15 protein-coding genes, 1 tRNA gene and 1 pseudogene are annotated in these 22,504 nt (G+C 57.0%); 10 read left to right on the forward strand and 7 right to left on the reverse strand.

What is annotated here, in order from left to right:
* The first annotated feature begins 155 nt into the window (after positions 1 to 155).
* From HMPREF9697_RS21665 to HMPREF9697_RS14005, 4 genes are all read left to right on the forward strand, one after another.
* A complete protein-coding gene (locus HMPREF9697_RS21665) occupies positions 156 to 1,046 on the forward strand; it encodes a glycosyltransferase WbsX family protein (RefSeq protein ID WP_283804942.1) in 891 nt (296 codons plus the stop codon).
* Positions 1,030 to 5,430, forward strand: coding sequence for a glycoside hydrolase family 99-like domain-containing protein (locus tag HMPREF9697_RS21385; RefSeq protein WP_002717889.1), 4,401 nt, complete (start codon positions 1,030 to 1,032; stop codon positions 5,428 to 5,430). Before HMPREF9697_RS21665 ends, HMPREF9697_RS21385 begins: the two co-directional genes overlap by 17 nt.
* 6 nt (positions 5,431 to 5,436) lie before the next feature.
* Positions 5,437 to 6,243 (forward strand): FkbM family methyltransferase, encoded by an 807-nt coding sequence (locus HMPREF9697_RS14000; RefSeq protein WP_002717890.1) that lies wholly within the window; start codon positions 5,437 to 5,439, stop codon positions 6,241 to 6,243.
* Positions 6,244 to 6,491: 248 nt separating this feature from the next.
* Positions 6,492 to 7,178 (forward strand): recombinase family protein, encoded by a 687-nt coding sequence (locus HMPREF9697_RS14005; RefSeq protein WP_002717891.1) that lies wholly within the window; start codon positions 6,492 to 6,494, stop codon positions 7,176 to 7,178.
* A 151-nt stretch (positions 7,179 to 7,329) separates the two neighbouring features.
* On the opposite strand, the gene HMPREF9697_RS20180 is transcribed toward HMPREF9697_RS14005, so the two are convergent.
* Positions 7,330 to 9,918, reverse strand: coding sequence for a polysaccharide pyruvyl transferase family protein (locus HMPREF9697_RS20180; RefSeq protein ID WP_157223253.1), 2,589 nt, complete (start codon positions 9,916 to 9,918; stop codon positions 7,330 to 7,332).
* Positions 9,919 to 10,336: 418 nt separating this feature from the next.
* Complete coding sequence (locus HMPREF9697_RS14015) at positions 10,337 to 12,061, reverse strand: recombinase family protein (RefSeq protein WP_002717893.1); 1,725 nt, start codon at positions 12,059 to 12,061, stop codon at positions 10,337 to 10,339.
* Positions 12,062 to 12,100: 39 nt separating this feature from the next.
* Between HMPREF9697_RS14015 and HMPREF9697_RS20515 the strand changes: the two are divergent.
* Positions 12,101 to 12,250: pseudogene (locus tag HMPREF9697_RS20515) on the forward strand (thermonuclease family protein); the annotation flags it as partial.
* Positions 12,251 to 12,288: 38 nt separating this feature from the next.
* Here HMPREF9697_RS20515 and HMPREF9697_RS14020 read toward each other — a convergent pair.
* From HMPREF9697_RS14020 to tsaD, 5 genes are all read right to left on the reverse strand, one after another.
* Positions 12,289 to 12,813, reverse strand: coding sequence for a L,D-transpeptidase (locus HMPREF9697_RS14020; RefSeq protein WP_002717894.1), 525 nt, complete (start codon positions 12,811 to 12,813; stop codon positions 12,289 to 12,291).
* Between the two features lie 281 nt (positions 12,814 to 13,094).
* Positions 13,095 to 15,047 (reverse strand): acetate--CoA ligase, encoded by a 1,953-nt coding sequence (gene acs, locus HMPREF9697_RS14025; RefSeq protein WP_002717895.1) that lies wholly within the window; start codon positions 15,045 to 15,047, stop codon positions 13,095 to 13,097.
* A 209-nt stretch (positions 15,048 to 15,256) separates the two neighbouring features.
* Positions 15,257 to 15,670 (reverse strand): EVE domain-containing protein, encoded by a 414-nt coding sequence (locus HMPREF9697_RS14030; protein ID WP_002717896.1) that lies wholly within the window; start codon positions 15,668 to 15,670, stop codon positions 15,257 to 15,259.
* A 58-nt stretch (positions 15,671 to 15,728) separates the two neighbouring features.
* Positions 15,729 to 16,769, reverse strand: a complete 1,041-nt coding sequence (locus HMPREF9697_RS14035; RefSeq protein ID WP_430642222.1) for an NAD(P)H-dependent glycerol-3-phosphate dehydrogenase — start codon at positions 16,767 to 16,769, stop codon at positions 15,729 to 15,731.
* Positions 16,765 to 17,838 (reverse strand): tRNA (adenosine(37)-N6)-threonylcarbamoyltransferase complex transferase subunit TsaD, encoded by a 1,074-nt coding sequence (gene tsaD / locus HMPREF9697_RS14040; protein ID WP_002717898.1) that lies wholly within the window; start codon positions 17,836 to 17,838, stop codon positions 16,765 to 16,767. The genes HMPREF9697_RS14035 and tsaD overlap by 5 nt, the downstream gene beginning before the upstream one ends.
* Positions 17,839 to 17,991: 153 nt before the next feature.
* On the opposite strand from tsaD, the gene HMPREF9697_RS14045 reads away from it, so the two are divergent.
* The 5 genes from HMPREF9697_RS14045 to HMPREF9697_RS14065 all read left to right on the forward strand — a co-directional run bounded on the left by HMPREF9697_RS14045 (position 17,992) and on the right by HMPREF9697_RS14065 (position 22,433).
* Positions 17,992 to 18,744 (forward strand): uroporphyrinogen-III synthase, encoded by a 753-nt coding sequence (locus HMPREF9697_RS14045; protein ID WP_002717899.1) that lies wholly within the window; start codon positions 17,992 to 17,994, stop codon positions 18,742 to 18,744.
* A 15-nt stretch (positions 18,745 to 18,759) separates the two neighbouring features.
* Complete coding sequence (locus HMPREF9697_RS14050) at positions 18,760 to 19,968, forward strand: COG4223 family protein (RefSeq protein WP_002717900.1); 1,209 nt, start codon at positions 18,760 to 18,762, stop codon at positions 19,966 to 19,968.
* Positions 19,969 to 19,997: 29 nt separating this feature from the next.
* On the forward strand, positions 19,998 to 21,647 hold the full coding sequence (locus HMPREF9697_RS14055) for a heme biosynthesis protein HemY (RefSeq protein WP_002717901.1): 1,650 nt from the start codon (positions 19,998 to 20,000) through the stop codon (positions 21,645 to 21,647).
* Between the two features lie 87 nt (positions 21,648 to 21,734).
* Positions 21,735 to 21,810 (forward strand) — tRNA-Thr (locus tag HMPREF9697_RS14060).
* Between the two features lie 248 nt (positions 21,811 to 22,058).
* Positions 22,059 to 22,433, forward strand: coding sequence for a hypothetical protein (locus tag HMPREF9697_RS14065; RefSeq protein WP_002717902.1), 375 nt, complete (start codon positions 22,059 to 22,061; stop codon positions 22,431 to 22,433).
* Positions 22,434 to 22,504: the final 71 nt, after the last annotated feature.

Consider the following 22,504-nt stretch of genomic DNA (forward strand, 5'->3'; position numbering starts at 1 on the left):
AATTGCGGGCGGTCTGGCGATATCCTCTGTCCTCGCAACGAAGGAAGCAGTGGCGCGAATTCAAAATACGAAGCATTATCGACTTCGTCGAATCCAAGGAAGTTGCTGAGGCATATCGGCACTCTTGCGCATATGCACGACTCTACGACGAGTTTGTGAAAAATTCGACAGGGCAATATCCAGCCTCAGATTACCTTGAATGCCGAACATATCCAGCTCGTCCGAAGTCTGGAGTGGCAAAAGTGGTCGCTTACTATCTTCCGCAATTCCATCCTATTGCCGAAAATGATTTCGCATGGGGCAAGGGTTTTACGGAATGGCGGAATGTGACGCGCGCGTTTCCGCATTTCGAGGGCCATTACCAGCCGCGCGTGCCGGGTGAGCTTGGCTATTACGACCTGCGCGTTCCCTCCGTGATGGCGCGGCAGGTTGAGTTGGCGAAGCTTCACGGAATCTCGGCTTTCTGCTTTCATTTCTATTGGTTCGCGGGCGAGCGGCTGCTCGAACTGCCGATTGATCATTTCCTCAATAACAAGGATCTCGATATTGAATTCTCGTTGTGCTGGGCCAACGAGAACTGGACGCGGCGATGGGATGGCGGCAAGAATGAGCTTATTCGTGCTCAAGCGCATTCGCCAGAGGATGATGTCGAGTTCATTCGCTATCTCGGGAAGTATTTTGCCGACCCCCGATACATGAAGGTCGACGGCAGGCCCGTGCTGACGATCTATCGCCCCTCGATCTTTCCAGACATGGCAGCTACGGTGCTTCGTTGGCGCCATGAAATTAAGAAAATGGGTTTCCCGGGCATCTATCTCATTGCCACCAACTCGTTTGGATTTGCTGACTATGAGAAGTTCGGCTTCGATGCGCTTTCGGAATTTCCGCCGCACAATACGAAAATAACCCAACCTCAGACCTTGCAGGTCACCCCGAAGAGGCACGGCGGACTTCTCCTTCCATACCCAGCGTTGGTTGAGTATGAGGAACAGAAAGTCTTGCCGGGGGGGTATCATTCACCCTGGCATCATGCCGGGCTGGGATAACAGCGCACGAAGGCCGCACGACGGGACTATTTTTTACGATGCCAGCCCAAGTCTATTTCGGAAATGGCTGGATGTTTGTTTCGCGCGCGCCAGCGAGAATCCTCCTGATGAGAGACTTGTATTCATCAATGCGTGGAACGAATGGGCCGAGGGCGCATATCTCGAGCCCGATCGCAGGTATGGGTATGCTTATCTCACGGCCGTAGCAGATGCTGTAGAAGGGCGGTCGAGCTTTGGCGGCAAGCGGTTCCTAGGTATTGAGGCTTTACAGTCTCTCGAAGCGGAACTGTTCGAGGAGTATGTGCAGAACGCGCTAAGCGAACAAAAGGCACCAGAATATACAGATGTTGCGGATGAGGAGGCTGAGACCGGCGACGTTCAGTTGATCGCGTATTACCTTCCTCAGTTTCATCCAATTCCGGAGAATGATCGGTGGTGGGGCAAGGGGTTTACCGAATGGCGAAATGTCGCTCGTGCGTTTCCGCTTTTCGAAGGTCACTATCAGCCCCGTAAGCCCGGCGAGCTTGGCTATTACGACTTACGCGTGCCTGATGTCATGCGTCGGCAGGTTGAACTGGCGAAATTGTATGGGATCTCGGCGTTCTGTTTTCATTTCTATTGGTTTGGCGGGAAGCGCCTGCTCGAAACGCCGATAGAAAATTTCCTGAACGACAAGAATCTCGATTTGTCGTTCTGCCTATGCTGGGCAAACGAAAACTGGTCGCGACGCTGGGATGGAAGCGAGAATGAGATCCTGATGGCGCAAAACCATTCGGACGAGGACGATGAAGCGTTCTTGCGTTACCTCGACAAGTATTTCAGGGATGAGCGCTATCTGAAGATTGACGGTAAGCCGGTCCTCACGGTCTATCGTCCCGCGATTCTCAAGGATGCCGCGGCAACGACGGCGCGCTGGAGACGGATTGCCAAGGAGCTTGGCTATCCCGACCTGTATCTGATCGCGACGAATGCCTTCAGTTTCAATGACTATGAAAAATATGGCTTCGATGCGCTGTCGGAATTTCCTCCTCACGTCATACGTGCATCTAATGTTCAGGATGAGATTGCGATGTCTCCGCGGCGCACCGGGTGGCGTGTCAGACAGTACGCGGAGATCGTCGAGTCGGAGAAAGAGCGGCTTGGTGATGAAGGGAGAAAGATACACCCTGGCGTCATGCCGTCATGGGATAATTCTGCGCGCAGACCTACGAATGGCGAAATCATTCATGGCTCTACGCCAGAGCTTTTCGGGGATTGGCTGCGGCATGCATTTTCGCGTGCCATCAAAAACCCGGAGAATGAGCGTCTAATTTTTGTTAACGCCTGGAATGAATGGGCCGAAGGTGCCTATCTGGAGCCCGACCAGAGATTTGGCTACGCTTATCTCGAGGCTTGCGCCTCGGTCGCCCTGGAGTACGTCAACCGGGACGATGAGATTGTTCTCCGTGGTAAAAACAGTCTCTCTTGGGAAATAATCAAGGGCGCTCGAACAAAGCAACAAGGTGCGAAGACGATTTTGCTGTGTTCTCATTATTCGGGAGCGCAGGTTTTTGGCGCGGAAAGGAGCCTGCTTGACGTTGCCACAGCTCTGAACAGCGCTGGATTCGATGTCGTCGCGACGCTGCCGAACAGTTCAAATGCCGATTATATCGAGCAGTTGAAAAAATCCGTCAGTGAAATTCATGCGATTCCATATGGCCAATGGGAGTCGAGTCGCTGGAGCGACTATGAAGCGATCGAATCCGTTCAATCATTTGTTTCGGTGATCGATCGCGTTCACCCCGACTTGATATATGCCAACACTGTGGTCCTCCGCGCCCCTTTGGTGGCGGCGCGATTCCGGAATGTGCCTGCAATCGTCCATGCGCGAGAGATTGTGGTTCACGATCCGGATATTCGAGCGCTCATCGGGCTCGAAGCAGAACAGATCGCCGGACAGATCGCCCGTTCAAGTGATTGTATCATTGCGAATTCGAAGACGACGGCCGAAAGCTTCGCTGCTTGTCACGATCTTGTCGTGATCCCGAACATCATCGACCCCGAACCCTTCGATATGTCGAACGATGTCGTGGACGGCTTGGTGAAATTCGGATTGATCAGCAGCAATGAGCCGAAAAAGGGGGTGGAAGACTTCATCGAGCTCGCTCGCCTAAGCAAACAGATCGCCTCAAATGCACGATTTCTTGTTATCGGGCAGCAGCACTTGGACGGAATCCAGGATTATTTGTCTGGAAAAAAACAATATCCCGACAATCTCAGTTTTGTTGATTATCAGTCATCCGCGATGGACGCGATAAGGCTGGTCAATGTTGTTGTCAGCACCTCATCTTTCCAAGAATCCTTCGGGCGGACAGTGCTTGAAGGCATGGCTGCGAGCCGCCCCACGCTCGCTTATGATTGGGGCGCGGTGAGCGAACTCGTCGATCCTAACGTCACCGGCTTCCTGGTGCCATTCAAGAACATCGACGCGGCCGCGCAATGCGTCAAAGTTTTTTGCGAGGACATCGCTCGATTGAAGCGGATGGGAGAAGCGGCAAGACTTCAGGCTCGCGAGAAATGCCGCCTTGACGTATTCCGAGACAAGCTGGCCGAGATTTGCAATCGCGTTATCGACAATCATCGATGCGATAATCGTGCCTATAAGGATGTGAGTGCCGAGCGACTAGCTCATGTGAACGACAAGACCATTGATGTCGTAGTGTGCGTTCACAACGCGCTGCAGGACGTCGAGGCGTGCTTGGAGTCAGTCCGTCGTTATCTCGGCGACAAGCATCGGCTGTTGATCGTCGACGATTGTTCTGACGAACCGACCCGGTCTTATTTGGCGACGTTCGCGAAACAGCATCCGTCAATCCTGTTGCTGAGGAACGACGAACGCGCAGGATATACAAGGAGCGCCAACAAGGGCCTTCAGGCCTCAACAGCAGATCTTGTGATCTTGCTGAACAGTGACACGATCGTGAGCGAACGTTGGGCTGAAAAGATGGCCGATGCCGTTTTTTCAACCCGGGGGGCCGGCATTGTCAGTCCGATGTCGAACGCTGCGAGCTATCAGTCTCTCCCGGATGTGGAGTCCTCCGGCCCGCAGACGGCGACCAATGAACTTCCGGCAAATTGTGGTTCGGGCGACGTTGATCGTTTCTGTGAGGTTACCTCGTATGCCCGTTTCCCAGTAGTTCCCATGGTGCATGGGTTCTGTTTCGGGATCACGCGCGAGGCTGTGAATTCTTTGGGCTATTTCGATGAAGTAGCTTTCAAGGATGGCTATGGCGAGGAAAACGATTATTGCTTGCGTGCGTTCCGGGCCGGAATATGGTCCGTCATCGCGACTAATACATTTGTCTACCACGCGAAGTCGAAAAGCTATTCGGCGGCGCGCAGGGCGCCGCTGGCCCGTAAGGGGCAGGCCCAACTCTATAAGACTCACGGACGATGGTTCTTCAATGCGAACGTAGAGATATTGAAGGAGCATCCCGATTTGGAGCGAATGAGAATCATGTTCCGCAGGATGTGGCCGAAGGGCCAAAAGCCACAGGACAACTTTGCGGAGCCAATTTGGGGTTCGCCGAAGAACTTATCTCGTCTAGACGACGCCGAATGGCTGTCGATGCTGAAGAGAAGCGCCAAGTCGAACGTGGTCGACGGGGTCACGTTGCCGAGCTTCCCAGAGGACAGCATCCAGATCGAATCCGTCGGATCGGCGGGGGAAACGACGGTTGGAGAAGCATTCAACTTCTATTCGCTGATCAGGGATCAGGCAGAAAAGATTGAGCGACCGATCCAGTCCGAGACGAAGATTCTGGATTTCGGCGCAGGTTGGGGTCGAATGATCCGGTGTTTCTGGCGCGATGCGGATCCATCGAACATTCACGGCGTCGATGTTTCGGAACGATATTTGACGGCTGCACGCAAAACCGGAATCGGGAATCTCCGCACCATTTCGCCGACGGGAACGCTGCCCTATCCGGATCATTCATTCGATATCGTCTATGCGTATTCTGTGTTCACGCATCTGCCGAAGCATGTGCAGGACATCTGGCTTCCCGAGATCGCCCGTGTGTTACGGCCGGGCGGATTGCTTGTGGCGACGGTAGAGCCGCGCCGGTTCTATGATTTCGTCAAGGATCTGAATGATGAGACCAAGGCGAAACATGTCTGGTACCAGATGCTGTCGGATGCTCTTGCAAGGGTCCCGGATGCAGAGGATCAACTGGAAAAAACAGGTTTCCTGTTCCTGCCGACGAACAACATAGATACCTATGGTGATACCGTCATGACCCCTGAATATGTTGAGGCGAAGTGGACGAGGTATTTCCGTATCCTCGACTATCTCGACGATTCCGAACGGTTCTTTCAGGCCGTCGTTTCTGCGCAGAAGGTCTAGTGCAAGGTGGTGCGTGCGTTTTTGCGAGACATGTCTCAAAGGTTTGCCGCGTCACTTCGGACGCAGGATGACGACGTCTATGCCGTCACAACAGGCGGCTCGCATATCTATGTAAACCCCAGCGATGCGCGCGGGAAAAAGCTGCTTGAAACAAACGGAAATTTTAATCCTCCAGCGCTCAGTATCTGGCAGGAATTGCTACGAAGTGCAGACTGGACCTTCGTTCTAGATGTCGGTGCGAACTATGGCGAGATGCTTGCCAATGGTGGAGTGCCAGAGCGTGCGAAGATCATTGCAATCGAACCCAACAGAGAAATTCTGCCCTATCTGAAGAAGACGTTGCGCAGAATCGGCAGGATCAAAATCTATGAAACCGCGATTTCCGACCAAGAAGGTGTATCGCAGCTTCTCGTCACCAAAGATTGGTCCGGAACGGTTCGTCTTGTCGAAGGTGAGGGAGATGTCGCCGTCAAAACGACTACCCTCGAAAAGATTATCAGTGCCGAGTGCCGCAATATCGATGCAACAAAAATTGTTTTGAAGATCGACGTGGAAGGATACGAAGCGAAAGCGCTATCGGGTCTGATGCCGCTGCTGAACCGTTTTCAGGAATTTGCTGCTTTTATTGAGGTGGCGCATCTTTCCCCGGACGACAAAAATTGGATTTCAGATCATTTCGCAATCGAGGCTTTCGACGTTGAGAAAGGTGCCCTCGTCAGCGTACCGAATCTGAATTGGACGGAGGATTCTGGCCTTTACCCGTATGACGTGGTTATTCGCCGATCTCCCGTTCCAGCAGCGGTAGCTAAATAGGTTCTAGCCCAATCATCAAAATCCTTTGGGTAGAGGATTTTGGGATCGTACAGTAAGTTTCCCGCGCAAGTTCTGCTGCCATCATTCGCGAATCGCGGTCACAGGCGATCAGATTTCTACAGGTGCCACCTTAGCAACAAGGTAGATGATTGGGTGTGCCCGTTTTTGGCGCTAGTCAGACATTTTTTTACGCGCAATCGTTGCCATAAGATCTCGGAAATGGGATCGGGCTGTCTGTAGGGGCAGCTATGACAAAATTTATTGCCTACTATCGCGTGTCTACTGAACGTCAGGGCAAATCGGGACTTGGTCTTGCCGCGCAACGCACTAAAGTTGCCAATTATGCTGCTGGCATTGGTCAGATAATCGCTGAATTTTGTGACGTTCAATCTGGTCGGGACGACGACCGTTCCGAGCTACAGAAGGCGCTCGCTCTGGCAAAACGCAAGCAGGCTAAGCTGATCATCGCTCGCCTAGACCGATTCTCACGCAGGGTCAGCTTCATTGCTCAAATAATGGAGCAAGGGATCGGACTGGTCTGCGCCGAGATGCCGAACGCATCAGACTTTCAGTTGCATATTTTTGCCGCACTTGCGCAGGAAGAGCGTCGGCTGATTTCTGAGCGCACCAAGGCCGCGTTGGCTGAGGCCAGACGACGAGGTAAAGTTCTTGGCTCAAATGGGAAGTATTTGGCAGCGAAGAACCGTGCCTCCGCGGATGAATTTGCGGTGTCATTCAAGTCAAAATTGAACGCAGAATTATTGGGGCAGTCTTATAGCAAGATAGCGAACCATCTAAACAATAACGGCGCGGTCACAGTGACTGGCCGTAAATTCTATGCGCAGACCGTCAAGAATTATTTGAAGCGTCTCGGCTATGATCCAACTGAACCAGCACAACCACCCGTTACATCACGCGTATTCTGTAACGATTAGACAGATCATGGCCGCGCACGAACGATCTTTCGAGTGGGCTTGACTCCAAATGTCATCGGCTCGTTGGTGAAAGAGTTTGTACCTTTCTTAGCCTTCGTCACTGGCTTTTGCGATCATCACAAACTGGACGAGGCTCGCCCCATCACCTAATTCAGATGGCGTCCTTGAAGAACTCCAGCACATCCTGATCTAATGGCTCGTGGCTGGACTCGAGAACTGCTAGAGATTTCTTCTTCGAGATATTCCACGTACTCAGATCAAAGACGCCTGAAAACTTATCCAGTTCGCCAAGGTGATGCAGCGTCGCTATCGTTCTGATGCATTTCGAACACCTGCCGCAATTGATCGGCATATTTGCGTCTTTTCCGGCCTGATACGGTTGATTTGTACAGACATCGAGATGTTTGTCGGCGAGGTAGCTAATGGCGATATGTTTTGTCTTTTCAGACCGGCTCGCGTCGTAACCAAGTTCAATGGCGCGAATACCTGGTGGTAAGATGTTGGCTATCGCTGCATGGTCAATGAAATGTATTCCGTGCTCTCGAGCCGTTTTGAACGATATATCCTCGTAGGCGATTGCCGACGAATAATAGAAGGTGGAGATTGTTGGCGCTAACGCTAAGCATGCTGCTATATTTCTTATTGTCGCGCAATGTACATGCGCCTTCGGATAGTGAATGTGGAAATTCGTATCAATTTCAATGATTGGAATGTTTAGTTGCTCGCTGATAGCGGTGATATTTTCAAGCCTGAATTTCCAAGCCGCTCGGTTATCGTCATGAGCACCGGCATGAATATTTATCAAAAAGTCCGGCTGAAGTTCCCGGCCCAACTTCTCCAGTGAGTAGAATGAATCGACTCCCGCACTAAACAAAAGGCCGCTGGCTCCAACCGGAACGGACGTAATTTGCTTGCTGCCATTTCTGATAATTGTCGGTGGCCTCGTTCCATATAAAGAACAAATAAATGGAGCGAAGCCATACTTGAGGCTCGCGAAGTAAGCATCGTCGAGAGCGGCATTTATTTCCAATGCTACATCGCGTTCGGATGCGATAAGCATAAGCATCGGCAAAAATGTTTCGATGTTCGGAGAGAGGTTAAGTTTCTCGCCGCCCCGAATTTTTGCTTCTACCCACAATTCTCCATCGCCAGAACTAATAGAAGACCTGCCGCCCTCGCTGCGAACAGAACCCAATCTCATGTTTGGCTTACGCGCGTACCACGCATCCATATTCTGTTTCGGATCTTCAACGTCTTTCTTCGGCCATCTTGGTAATTTTGAAGACGATTCGTGAACTTCTGCCGAGTTGTGCTCCAAAACGGGTGCTTCGCAGGTGGAGCACGGCCCCTTTTTCGACACGGGTTGCCGACCCTCGGATTTTCCAAACTTAATGTAATGGACAAGGGGGTTCATGCCTGAAGCAAGCACATCCAAGTTTTCACTGAGGTAGAAACCAGTATCAAAATTAGCGCTCGGATTTCTGCCTTCAAAGCGCCCGAAGTGCACATAGTGCTTTATCGTATCAAGAGATTTGTCCTTGATGTCTGCGTAGGTCTTTCGATACCAGGCTTCATCGAACAGACCTGATTTCTCGATCAAATTCCGATCGCGTTTGCTTTTTCGGTAAAACTGAGCTTTTTGTATCCTTCCATTTTGAAAGCGATCTCGACTGTTAAATGTGGTGACGATACGATCAATTGCCTGAGAGAGATAAGTTCGCTGTGCTTCAACATCTTCCTGCTTTTTACTCTCCTCTCTAAACCACGTTTCAGACGTAGCGATCTTTGCCAAGTTCTCTGAAAGGTCACTCGACAATTCTTTGGCAGAAACCTCGTCAGCGTCTTCCTTGCCCTCATCGTATGCCAATAGCTTTAAATAGGCACTAGGCTGGACAGCAAATGGTGCATGTTTAGCGAGAGGAGCAATCTTCGGAAGCCGAATATGCGGCCGTATTGATTGATCGTAAGTGTACTGTCCTTCGGTTATGTTTTTCGAAAAACTCCCCTCGAAATTGGCCGAAGCAGCAAAATCATCCCACTTCAAAGGAAGGTCTGTGGGAATGCCAGCATCCCAAAAACAGAAGGGCGTGCCGTAGGCCGCGGCAGCGATAGCTCCGTGAAGCGATGAAGACAGAACAAACTTCGCGGACGCGATGATATCAATCAATCGATAAATGTCAGCTAGTTCAGGTCCGATATTCGGTCGCGCAATGAGATCACATCCGCTGCGGGAAAGGATCTCTTGATCCGAGCGATCATCATTGAAGTGTGGAATGCAGATCGATTTGTTGCGATATTCTGAAAGCATTATGGGGCGATAAATCGCTGGCAAGACCAGCGCAGAATCTCCGATCGGAACGCGGCCCTCCAAGCCCAACATTTTGGCGGAGATCGGTCCGCGGACAGCGTAGATTTTGATCTGCTCGCGATTACTAGATTTAAGACCATCAAGCGTGCGAACGCCGCACCCCCAGAACGACGGCTTCACACCGGCGAAAGCGGCGAGACCTGGTTCAACCCACATATCGTCGATACAGCTGCCGACCAAGTGGATGATCCCGCAGCTTTCGCTGATGGGGAGAAATAGTCGGTCAAGAAAAACGCGAGTAAGAGAATCACCAAAATTCTGAATATTCTCGCCTTTCAACCAGAACTGTACGCGCTGAAACATGCTGATGCGCCCCAAAAGGTATTCTACTAATGCGTCATGATGATCAGCATTTTTGGATAGGGCGGTCAATTGTTCTGCATCCGGTGTCGATGCGATTACATGACCCGGCAGATAGTGATGATGGAGGTTTCCTCCCTGATAGGACGTCTTTGTAAATGCCGAGGCAGTCCTCGATCTCCGCGGGAGATAGAGGTTCGAATTCGGTCGAGCTTTCGGTCGTAAAGGTGTGGCAGGTAACCCGTGTAGTTCGATTATGCTTGCGACAGATCGTGCAAACCCACGCCTCAAACTGAACGCCGGTCTTCTCGTTGATGCACGTCGCTTGCACAGTTTTGCTATTGAAACTGCCATCGCGACCAAAGCAGACTTTGCAATACATCATCTGACCCGGCCTCACGATTTAGCCGCTGGAAAATAAAAGATCGAAAAATGACGCGTTGAAGTCGTGGATATTTCCCTACGTGGCAGCACTATTCGATTAGTGCTCTTAATAGCCCTCGACTTCGCTTTCTTCGTCCATCGTATAGCGATCTAGCTCATTTCCGTCAGGATCCGTCAGAATGAACAGGTCGTCCTTCTTGCGGATGATCTTAAGAATTTCCGCTGGCTTTTTGGGATTAACGAAAACCATCAAGTGAGCACCGTCGCAAAAGTTCACCTCGAACTGCTGCTCGCTCTCATCATTCTCGATCAGCAATTCTAAGCTTTTAAGTAAAGATTGTAAGCGGGATGCGATCTGGGACCGAATTCTGTAAACGCTCTCGCCTTTCGTTGACCGAACCTTTTCGACCAAATCCGCAATCTGATTTTTATCGCCGTAATAGAGCAGGGCATTGCTATCGAGCTGAGCAATCTCGGCACGAATTTCATTGATGTCTGTTTTTACTTTTTCGATTGCGGGCTCGATCTCCTCAATCTTTCTTGCCAGAAACTCGCTTGATCTGCCCAGCTGAACGCCGGTCTCGAACAAAACTTCAAGCTCCCTTTCAAGGTATTTCTGCTTCCCTTCCGTGGCCTCAAGTTTGGCGACCGTATCGGCTCGCTTTCCTGCATGCGTCGCTGATGAGACAAGCGATGCGAGGTCCAGCTTCTCTACAAGGGACAGAAAGGCTTTTTCAAAGTCGTCGTAGCGCCACCATGTTTTATGATCGCATCCAGAACGGCGCATCGCGCTCGAGCACGCCAAATATGAATTGGTTTTGGGTGGCTTTCCCTTCTGCACATAGGACATCGGATTTTTGCAATATGCACAGACCGCAAGCTTAGAAAACAAATTAGGGTAGTTAAGACCCTTGCGGCCGCCACTTCCTTTCTTTTCCGCCGTTGGCATAGTCTTGCGCGAAAGTCGTGCGAGCTGAACCGCGTCGAATGTCTCATCCGGGATAATAGCGGGGAAGTAATCCTTGATCGGTGCTCCTTCCGGAAGACGCTTGCCGTTCAATCTCTTGTGGGGTTGAAATTCGCCCACCACGGCCTTGTTGCTCAGCAGTTTGTTGACGGTCGACGGCTGCCAACCACCTTTGCCAAGAAAAGTCGATACGCCTTCCTGATTCAGATGCTGGACGATAGAGTAGGCGCCCAAGCCAGCTAAGGCATCGGCATAGATACGACGCACTTTGCCAGCCTGTTCCTCTACGACCGTGAAAGTCGATCGATCGGCCGAAAGCTTCAGCCAGTTAGGGCATTGCGCGGTTAGCTTTCGTTCGCTGCCATGCCGTCGTTTATTCAGCCACGCCTGGCTAAGCCGGTCGCTCTTTCGGGCGGATTCTTCGTTCGCCCGACTCATCTTGGCAATGGAGATGATCAGGTCTTCGAAGGAGATGTTGCCGCTGAATACGCGCTCGTCGTCCAGGGTGACGAGGTTGATTCCAGCCTTCACAAGCTCCAGGAATGGTCCGAGAGCCACTATCGGCTCCTGACGGCTCAGCCGATCGAACGATTCGACGAGCAGATAGGACCCCTGAGGTATCTCACCCCGTCGAACGGCCTCCAGGAAGCGTCCAAAGTTGCCTGAGGCGATATTCTGGCCGGTAAAGCCCGACTTGCCGATGTCGTGGAGATCGAACTCCTGATCCAGCTGGAGGTCATGGGCGAGGGCGTACTTCTGGGACCGCTCCTGCTGGCGACGGAGGCTGTCGCCCTTCAGCTGGATGTCCGTCGACATGCGGACGTACGAGAAGGCTTTGGGGCGATCTGGCGGGCTCCTATCCATCCGAAAACATTAAAGAAATTGTTGGTAATTGTCCACAATATCTTCAATGTCGGGCCGGATAAGTATAACGGCCGGGTGGTCGCCGATGTCGCAACGCGAACCACGCCAAATATTTCCGCTGCGCTGATCGCAGCAGGCCACGGCCGGCCTTATAGCGGCGGCCGCCGCGCCGGCTGGTGTCCGAACTAACTGGAGTGAAAAAACCCCGTGATTCCGGGGTTTTTTGATCAGCGGTGGGTCACGACCACCGGCGTGCCGACCGATACGCGCTCGAACAGGTCGGTGATGTCGGGATTGTACATCCGTACGCAGCCATAGGAGACGTAGCCGCCGACCGACTTCGGCACGTTGGTGCCGTGGATCGCATATTCTCCGCCCGCAAGCGTCATTGCCGCGACTCCCATCGGGTTGCGCGGCGAGCCGCCTTCGATCACGTCGGGAATGTTCGGGTGATCGCGCTTCACGTCTTCTGGCGGCGACCATGCGGGATTGCGGTACTTGCCGCTGATGCGCGTTTCACCGGCCCACTCCTTGCCGCGCTTGCCGACGCCGACCGGATAGCGGATAGCGTGCTGCTCGTCGAGGATCAGATAGAGCCGGCGCTCGTTTGTCTTCACCACGATGGTGCCGGGCGAATAACCCGCAGGCGCGCGAACCATGTCGGGATGCGCGAGGGCGGGCGCGGCGCTTGCAGCGAGGGCAAGCGAGCCGGCGGCAATGGCAGCTGCAACGGTTGAAATGAACGGGCGCATGGCAATCAGTCTCCGCAAAATCCTGTCAGGCCGCGCAGCTTTTCAAGCGCTTGCAGCCTACGCCGCACAGGTGAGCGAACCGTTTCTGCCCGCGCCGTGCGGCTGCGCGCCATAAAGGAAAAATCGGCGGAGGTGTAAATGTCCGCAAAACAACAGTTGCGGGGAAACCGCCGCGAGAGTGCCGCGACGTCCTAACAATGCCGTGATGGGCCTCACCCGCGGTCAAGAAAAAGCCTCTCCCGGAAGGGAGAGGCTTGAATGCGAGAAAACTTGAAACCGGATCAGGCGTGAACAGCCTTCTTGTTCTGGCGGTTGTTGACGAGATCGGTGACGACGTTCGGATCGGCAAGCGTGGTTGTATCGCCGAGGCTCGACGGCTCGTCTTCCGCGATCTTGCGCAGGATGCGGCGCATGATCTTGCCGGAACGGGTTTTCGGCAGGCCCGGCGCGAACTGGATCAGGTCAGGTTGGGCGATCGGGCCGATATCCTTGCGCACCCAGGCGACCAGTTCCTTGCGCAGCTCCTCGCTCGGCTCGACGCCCGTCATCAGCGTGACATAAGCGTAGATGCCCTGGCCCTTGATGTCGTGTGGATAGCCGACCACGGCAGCTTCCGACACCTTCTCGTGTGCGACCAGCGAGCTTTCGACTTCCGCAGTGCCCATGCGGTGGCCCGAGACGTTGATGACGTCATCGACGCGGCCGGTGATCCAGTAATAGCCGTCAGCATCGCGGCGGCAGCCGTCGCCGGTGAAGTATTTGCCTTTGTAGCTCGAGAAATAGGTCTGCTCGAAACGCTCGTGATCACCATAAACGGAGCGCATCTGGCCGGGCCACGACTTTGCGATGCAGAGATTACCGCTGCATTCGCCCTCGAGCATCTTGCCGTCAGCATCGACGATCTGCGGCACGATACCGAAGAACGGCTTGGTCGCTGAGCCCGGTTTCTGCGCAATGGCGCCGGGCAGCGGCGTAATCATGATGCCGCCGGTCTCGGTCTGCCACCAGGTGTCGACCACCGGGCAGCGGCTGTCGCCAACCACGCGGTAGTACCATTCCCAGGCTTCCGGATTGATCGGCTCGCCGACCGAGCCGAGCAGGCGCAGCGAGGCGCGCGAGGTCTTCTTCACCGGCGCGTCGCCTGCCTGCATCAGTGCGCGGATCGCGGTCGGCGCGGTGTAGAAGATGTTGACCTTGTGCTTGTCGACGACGTTCCAGAACCGCGAATTGTCCGGATAATTTGGCACGCCTTCGAACATCAGCGTGATCGCGCCGTTCGCCAGCGGACCGTAGAGAATATAGCTGTGACCGGTGACCCAGCCGACGTCGGCGGTGCACCAGTAGATGTCGCCGTCGTGATAGTCGAACACGTAACGGTGCGTCATCGCCGCGAAGAGCAGATATCCGCCTGTCGTGTGCAGCACGCCCTTGGGTTTGCCGGTCGAGCCCGAGGTGTAGAGGATGAACAGCGGATCTTCCGCATTCATCGGCTCGCACGGGCATTCGCTTTCGACCACTGCCGCAGCCTCATGGTACCAGACGTCGCGCGTCGGATCCATGTCGACCGCGCCGCCGGTGCGCTTGACGACGACGACCCAATCGACGCCGCCGACCTTGGCGATCGCTGCGTCGACGTTCGCCTTCAACGGAATCTTCCTGCCGCCGCGCAGACCCTCATCGGCGGTGATGACGACGTTCGATTTGCAGTCTTCGATGCGGCCCGCGATCGAATCGGGAGAGAACCCGCCGAACACCACGGAATGAATCGCGCCGATCCGCGCGCAGGCGAGGATCGCGTAGGCCGCTTCCGGGATCATCGGCATGTAGATGGTGACGCGGTCGCCTTTCTTGACGTTACGCAGCCGCAGGATGTTGGCCATCTTGCAGACTTCGTCGTGCAATTCGCGATAGGTGATGTGGCGCGATTCAGACGGATCGTCGCCTTCCCAGATGATCGCTGTCTGGTCGCCACGCTTCTCAAGATGGCGGTCGATGCAGTTGTAGGCGGCGTTGAGAACGCCATCCTCGAACCATTTGATGGAAATCTTGCCGGGATCGAACGAGGTGTTTTGGACCTTGGTGAACGGCTTGATCCAGTCGAGTTGCTGTGCCGCGTCCTTCCAGAACCCGTCCGGGTCCGTGATCGAGCGCGCGTACATGTCGTTGTACTTCGCCTCGTCGACATAAGCGCGTTTGGCCCAATCTGGCGTGACTGGATGAATCGTCTCGGACATCGTCTTCTCCCGGATCGCCCATGAATTGGGCGGCTGATCTTATTGACCGGGATTATGCGCCCCCCGAGGGGAGCGGGACAAGTTGGAAGATTTAGGACTTTTGTCGAGACACGATCGAATTTTCTCAATCGGTTGAGCAAACGGTCGCGCGCGTGAGGGGCGAAACGCCGCAGGCGAAAATATCGATAGAAGGGGCGCGCTTGAGTGCGTCAGATTCCGCCCATTTTGCATACGATCGCCCACTGCTGAGGAGTCACAGCCTGCACTGACAATCGTGACAACCGCAGCAGCTCCATGTCGGCGAGCTTGGCCTCGCTCTTCACAGCCACCAGGGTTACCGGCTTTTTTAAAGGCTTTTTCGCAGCGATATCGACGCAGACGAACTTGCCGGATTCATCGGTCGGGTCGGGATAATGCTCGCGCACGATCTCGGCGATGCCGACGACCTCCTTGCCTTCGTTGGAATGATAAAAGAAGGCGAGGTCGCCCTTCTTCATCTTCATCATGTTGAGCTTGGCGGAATGGTTGCGCACGCCGGTCCACGCCTCGCCCTTCGCGCCCTTGGCGACCTGTTGATCCCATGACCAGACCGAAGGTTCGGATTTGACGAGCCAGTAATTCATCGATCATTCCCTATGCGGATCGCCGATTGGTAAAAACGATGGCGACAATCGCTATTCTCTATCCTTCCGCCCTGAAGGGGCGGGTCAGCAGCATTTCGATCGCCTCGTTGACGGTGATTGCGCCGCCAAGCACATGCGCGACCGCCTCTGCGACCGGCATTTCGATTTTTTTCTCGCTTGCGATCTCGAGCAGCACCGGCGCGGTGAACTGTCCTTCGCTCAACACGTCGGGAGAGAATTTTTCGCCGCGGCCGAGCGCCATGCCGAAAGCGAAGTTGCGCGACTGCGGGCTCGAGCAGGTCAGGATCAGATCGCCGAGGCCGGACAGGCCCGCGATGGTCTCGTTGCGCGCGCCGCAGGCAAGACCAAAACGCATCAACTCGGCGAAGCTGCGCGTGGTGAGAGCGGCGAGCGCCGATGCGCCGAGTTGCTTTCCGGCGGCGATACCGGCCGCGATCGCCAGCACGTTCTTCACCGCGCCGCCGATCTCGACGCCGCGCACGTCCGTCGTGTGATAGGGCCGCAGCGAAGCAGACCCGAGCGCGTGCGTCAGCGCGACAGCAAGTTTTTCTTCCGAAGCGGCAAGCGTCACGGCCGTCGGCAGTCCGCGCGCGACGTCGCTTGCGAAACTCGGCCCCGACAGAATCGCGGGCCGCGCTTGCGGCAGAATTTCGGCGGCGATCTCGGTCATGAATTTGTGGGTGCCGCGCTCGATCCCCTTGGCGCAGATCACGACGGGCGTTCCATCAGCGACATGAGGCGCAAGCGCCGTCATCGCATCGCGCAGGCTTTGCGCCGGCGTCACCAGCAAGAGGATGCCCGCCTTCGCGCTGTCAGCGAGACTGCCAGTCACCTTGATTGTGCGATCGAGCTTGATGCCGGGCAGGCGCGGATTCTCACCGCTTCTTTTCATCGCGTCGAGAGTTGCCGCGTCGCGACCGATCAGCGTCACCGTCCGGCCTGCACGTGCGCTGGCATTGGCGAGCGCCGTTCCCCATGCGCCTGCGCCGATGACCGAAATGGTGTCGAAGGATGTCATGAGCCTGCTTTGACGTTGCGTGGAGTACGGTTGAGGACTCTTTTCGCGGTGCGCGTCAATGCCGCGCTCGGGTGTTGATGAATTTTGTCGGCGTCTCGGCGGCCTCGTCGAGTTTCCAGCGTGCGCGTGGCGGCGCCGCCATGGCATCGGTGAGGCCGAGCGCGAGCCGTTCGGCACCGGCCCAGGCGATCATCGCGCCGTTGTCGGTGCAAAGCTGCGGTGGCGGCACGATCATGGTGATCTGGTCGTTGGCCGCGATTTCCTGCAAGGCGTTGCGGATCGCGACATTGGCGGCGACGCCACCGGCCGCGACCAGCGCGCGGGGAGCACCGAATTGCTCGCGAAACAACCTCAGGCCGGAACGAATGCGGTCGGCGGTGGATTCAAGCACGGCGGCCTGAAAGCCGGCGCACAGATCGGCGATGTCCTGCGGCTCCAGCGGATCGATCCGCGACGCTTCGTTACGCACCGCGGTCTTTAGGCCGGATAGCGAGAAGTTTGCGTCTTTTCGTCCAAGCATCGGTCGCGGGAAGGAAAACCGCTCCGGGTCGCCATCGCGCGCGGCGCGCTCCACCTGCGGACCGCCGGGGTAGGGCAGGTCGAGCATCTTGGCGACCTTGTCGAAGGCTTCGCCCATCGCGTCGTCAACCGTGGTGCCGAGCCGGACATAGTCGCCAACGCCGAGCACGGCGACGATCTGGGTGTGGCCGCCGGAGGCGAGAAACAGGCAATAGGGAAACGCCAGCGGCACGGTGAGGCGCGGCGTCAGCGCATGTGCCTCGAGATGATTGACTGCGATCAGCGGTGTGTTGTGCACGAGCGCGATGGCTTTCGCAGTCGTGAGCCCGACGATGACGCCGCCGATCAGTCCGGGGCCCGCCGCCGCTGCCACGCCGTCGAGTTGCGAGAATTCGACGCCCGCTTCGGTCATGGCTTTTTCCACCAGTACGTCGAGCATTTCGACATGGGCGCGCGCAGCGATCTCCGGCACCACGCCGCCAAACGGCGCGTGCTCGGCGATCTGCGAGCGCACAATATTGGAGAGAATCCGCCCGCTGCCGTCCGCGTGCCGCTCGATCACGGCGGCGGCGGTTTCGTCGCAGGTCGTTTCTATTCCCAAAACGAGCATTGTCGAATCTTGCGCCAAATCAACCTTCAGGCGGGATTGCCGAATGAGATCGGCTGGGCCACTTGTGTTTGCCGCCAAAGCGGCGTTTTGCTTGGTTCTCGGGTAGCATTAGCGGGCGTCCGGTAAAAGTGGGTTCCGCAGATTGAGGTACGAATGGCGATATTGGTGATGCGGCCTTTTCCGGACAATGAAGCGACCGCGAGCGCCCTGCGCGCGGCCGGGTACGGCGTTTTGCTGTCGCCCGCGCTGCGGTTCGAGCCGGTTGCCGTGCGCGACGAGCTGGATGCACATTATAACGCGGTCATCGTCACCAGTGCGAATGCCTTGCGCGGCATTGAGGGGCAGGCGCTGCCGGAGCGGCTGCGCGACACGAAAGTGTTCGCCGTCGGCGATGCCACCGCGCAGGCGGCCCGTGCTTTCGGTTTTGCCGATGTGGAAAGTGCGTCGGGTGACGCGGTCGCGCTCTGCGAACTGGTGGAGAAGCGGCTGCGCGGCTCTGGTCAAATCTGCTACCTCGCGGGCGCCGATCTCAGCCGCGATCTGGGAACGGACCTGAATGCTCGCGGGTATCACGTCACCACGCTCACGACCTATCGGATGATCCCGCTGCCGCGTTTCTCCGAAAGCGTGGAGGCGGCGTTCGCCGCCGGTGATGTCGAGGCTATATTGCACTACTCCAGGCGCAGCGCGCGCTCGTTTGTCGGCGCGGTTCAGGCGGCGGGGCTCGAGATTTCCGCGCTGGCTCTACCGCAATGCTGTATTTCCGACGTAGTGGCGGCAGTCTTGCGCGATGCTGGCGCCTCACGGGTGCTGGCCGCGTCGTCGCCTGACGAAAGTGGGATATTCGAGGTGCTTCATCGTGCAATTCCGCTGGAGCGGCGCAGGGCCAAATCTGATAGCGTGTAGGAAACCGGGCAGGCTATGGGCACAGACGACGACCAGCGTGAGACCAGCGAGGCTGCCGCTCCCAAGCGGGCCGGGCCGACCATTGATCTCGATCCCTCCGAAGTGACCGACACCACGCCCGGTGCCGAGGACAAGGCAGCGGCGGGCGAATCTTCTTCGGACAAGCCGCGAACGGGCTGGCGTGCCCGTTTTGGCGGCAAGTCCTCGTCGAAAGACAAAGAGACCTCGAGCGATTCGGCATCGGCGCCAGCCGTGGTACCGTCGCGGATCATTCTGGCTGCGGTGTTCAGCGCGGCTGTCGTCGCGCTGCTGGTGAGTGGGCTTTGGAGCGTCCTGTCGCCGAACAATTCCGACCCGGACATTCCGCCCGCACAGACCTCAACCATCGAGGATCTGACGACGCGTGTGACCAATCTCGAAGACAAGCCGGCAACGCCTGCGGACACCAGCGCACTGGCAAAACGTCTCGATGCGCTCGATGCTTCGCTTGCCGCGATTCGCAATGATGTCACCGCGCTGCGCGACCAGATGAAGGACGCGTCCGCCAAGATCGCGGCGCTGGAAAAATTTGCCGCGCTGGAATCGTCTGCCGCCCGAAGTGCAGCCGCGCCGGATTTGTCCGGCATCGAAGGACGATTGTCGAAGATCGAACAGCAAATCGTGAGCGCGGAGGCCGCGAAGCCGACCGCTCCGCCGCCGGACGACACCGCGCTGCGCCGCGCGCTCGCAGCGTCCGCGCTCGATCAAGCCGTGCAGCAGGGTCTTCCTTATGCGACCGCGCTCGCCACGGCCACGCGGCTTGGTGGCGGAACAGTCGACGCGCTGAAGCCGCTCGAGCCCTTTGCCACAACCGGCGTGCCGAGCGCTGATGCACTTAGCCGCGATCTGGTTTCGCAATTGCCGCGCCTCCAGGTCAAACGCGAGGATACGCAGGCAGCGAACGGATGGATCGACCGGCTGCGTAACAGCGCCTCGCGCCTCGTGCGTGTGACGCGGATCGACGACGCAGGCTCGGATCGCGCGGCTTTGCTCGCGCAGGCAAAAACAGCGGCGGCGCGCAGCGATCTGCAACAGGCCGAGCGTATCGTCGCACAACTGCCGGAGAGCGATCGCAACGCGTTGCAAGGATGGATCGACAAGGTTCATGCACGCGCGGCGGCGCTTGCCGCTTCGCGTGCTTTCAATCAGGCCGCCACGGCGGCGCTGCCTTCGCCGTCTCACTGATGTTCTGAAGCCTCGCGATCGGAATCCGCATGGTTCGCATCTTCTCCTTCCTGATCCTGCTGGCGGTGGTGGCGCTCGGTGCGGCATGGGTCGCCGATCAGAACGGCGGCGTCGTGCTGTCGTGGAACGGATGGCGCGCCGAGACCTCGCTGCCGGTTCTGGTGCTCGTCATCTTGATCCTCGCGATTGCCGCGATGCTTGTGTGGACGATCGTCCGCGCGTTCTGGAAGACGCCCGCGCGGTTGCGCCGTCGCCGTCACGAGAAACGCCAGGCGAAAGCGCGGCATGCTATCACGCAGGGCCTGATCGCCGTCGGCACCGGGGACGCATTGATTGCGCATCGTCATGCGGGGACGGCAAAGCGACTGGCGGAGCACGATCCGCTGACGTTGTTGTTGCAGGCGCAGACCGCGCAGCTCGAAGGCGACCGCGCCGGCGCGCAGCATGCCTTCCATGCCATGGCCGAACGGAAGGACATGCGCCTTCTCGGCCTGCGTGGTCTTTTCATCGAGGCGCAACGCAACGACGATCTCCACACCGCGGTCGCGACAGCGGAAGAAGCCCTGAAGATCGCGCCGAATTCGCCGTGGGCTTCGCACGCGGTGCTTGGCTTTCGCTGCGCGCAAAGCGACTGGGACGGCGCGCTCGCGCTGCTCGACGCCAACAAGGCGGCAGGCCTGATCGAGAATGCGCCATATCGGCGTCAGCGTGGCGTACTTCTCACCGCGCGCGCGCTCGAACTGGAGGAGCGCGACCGCGATCTCGCACGCAAGAGCGCGATGGAGGCGATCAAGTTCGCGCCGCAACTGGTGCCGGCAGCCGTGCTGGCCGCGAAATTCTACAGCGAGGACAATCAGGTTCGCCGCGCCATGCGCACGATCGAGGTGGCGTGGAATGCCAATCCGCATCCCGACCTGGCCGATGCCTATGCGCATGTTCGGCTCGGCGATTCGGCGCGCGAGCGATTGGCGCGCGTCGAGCTTCTCGCGCAGAAGATGCCGGATCATCGCGAGAGTCGCCTGGCGGTGGCGCGCGCCGCCATCGAGGCGAGTGAATTCGATCGGGCTCGCGAAGCGCTCGCGCCGCTGCTGGCTACACCTACCCAGCGCGTGGCGTTGTTGATGGCGGAGCTGGAGCGGGCCGGCAATCATGACGAGGGCCGTGCTCGTGAATGGACCGCGCGCGCGGTGCGTGCCGCGCCCGATCCCGCATGGACGGCGGATGGCTATGTGTCGGATCGCTGGCGGCCGGTGTCCCCGGTCACCGGACGGCTCGATGCTTTCCAGTGGGTAACGCCGGTGGCGGCGCTGACGTCCGAGCGCACGGAGATTGAGGCCGGCGCCCCCCAACTTGCAGAGGCAAGATTGCCGGAGCCCGCGGTTCCACCGGCGATTGAATCGAAGGCCGTGGTTGTCGAGGCTGACGAACCTGCCGCCGAGGAGGCTGGCCTCATGGAGGCGACTCCCGAACCAGTGAAGCCTGAGAATGTGGCTCCGCCGGTGTTCCGGACCCGCCCGGCAGGTGAATCGCGCCCTCCTGCGGCATCTGCCATTATTCCGCTGGTGCGCGCGCCCGACGATCCGGGCGTTCCGGAGGACAATTTTTCTGACGATCTAGAGGGCGGCCATGAGCGGCAGCCCGGCGGCTGGCGGGGGTTCGTGTCGCGGCTGGGCGGCTGAAATGACCCCGAGAATCTTGCAAAACCGGGCCGCGACCGATAAACACGCGCCTGTTCAAGCCGGTTGTCGAACCGGCGCTCACGGTTCGCCGCAATAGCTCAGTTGGTAGAGCACGTCATTCGTAATGACGGGGTCGGGGGTTCGAGTCCCTCTTGCGGCACCACCTCTTTTACAATCGAAAGTTGGTCAGGACGGTAACGGCGCGCATTCCCGTACAATCCGGAATTGCAGTCATGCCGTGGCCGTGATGTTTGTGGCGCTGGGCGTCTGGGGCACGGCGACGGCGTGGCCAGATTTGATCGTCGCTGCGATCATGGCGGGAATATTCTTGACCTCGGCCTTCCAGATCTTGCGGCTCTGGCTACCTTGCCGGAATCGTGATGTTTTACCATTTGCGAGACCATGCCGGTCATGCGAAAACAGGGCATGCGCTTGAAGCGGTTAACCAATTTCTGGATCATGCTTTTTGTCGGGGTGGGGCTCTTGCTCGCCCCGCTGACGATTCCGGTGTTGGGCACACCAGCGATGGCTGCGGTCAGCCAGATGCAGGCTATGTCGATGGCCGACGATATGCCTTGCTGCCCTGATCAAACTCAAAATAAGAACTGCGATGGATGCCCCTTCGTCGCGTTGTGCATGTTGACGATTTCCTTTCCTGCACCGTCCAGCGCGGCCTCGCTTATTGAACGCCACTCAGTGCGTGAAGCCCTGCTTCCTGCCGACGACCTTCTGATCGACGGACTTGGCGCCAAGCCTCCCGATTATCCCCCTCGAGTACACGTCTGACCTGCGTGAGTTCGCGTGCCGGATGGCGCGCGCATTGTTGTATGCCGCTATGGCGGCACGTCAGACATATC

Source organism: Afipia felis ATCC 53690 (assembly GCF_000314735.2).
Lineage (GTDB): Bacteria > Pseudomonadota > Alphaproteobacteria > Rhizobiales > Xanthobacteraceae > Afipia > Afipia felis.

Coding starts and splice junctions, on each gene's coding strand:
- HMPREF9697_RS21385 (WP_002717889.1), top strand. CDS start 1,030: ATGCCGGGCTGGGATAACAGCGCACGAAGGCCGCACGACGGGACTATT.
- HMPREF9697_RS14005 (WP_002717891.1), top strand. CDS start 6,492: ATGACAAAATTTATTGCCTACTATCGCGTGTCTACTGAACGTCAGGGC.
- HMPREF9697_RS14015 (WP_002717893.1), bottom strand. CDS start 12,061: ATGGATAGGAGCCCGCCAGATCGCCCCAAAGCCTTCTCGTACGTCCGC.
- HMPREF9697_RS14020 (WP_002717894.1), bottom strand. CDS start 12,813: ATGCGCCCGTTCATTTCAACCGTTGCAGCTGCCATTGCCGCCGGCTCG.
- acs (WP_002717895.1), bottom strand. CDS start 15,047: ATGTCCGAGACGATTCATCCAGTCACGCCAGATTGGGCCAAACGCGCT.
- HMPREF9697_RS14030 (WP_002717896.1), bottom strand. CDS start 15,670: ATGAATTACTGGCTCGTCAAATCCGAACCTTCGGTCTGGTCATGGGAT.
- tsaD (WP_002717898.1), bottom strand. CDS start 17,838: ATGCTCGTTTTGGGAATAGAAACGACCTGCGACGAAACCGCCGCCGCC.
- HMPREF9697_RS14045 (WP_002717899.1), top strand. CDS start 17,992: ATGGCGATATTGGTGATGCGGCCTTTTCCGGACAATGAAGCGACCGCG.
- HMPREF9697_RS14050 (WP_002717900.1), top strand. CDS start 18,760: ATGGGCACAGACGACGACCAGCGTGAGACCAGCGAGGCTGCCGCTCCC.
- HMPREF9697_RS14055 (WP_002717901.1), top strand. CDS start 19,998: ATGGTTCGCATCTTCTCCTTCCTGATCCTGCTGGCGGTGGTGGCGCTC.
- HMPREF9697_RS14065 (WP_002717902.1), top strand. CDS start 22,059: ATGCGAAAACAGGGCATGCGCTTGAAGCGGTTAACCAATTTCTGGATC.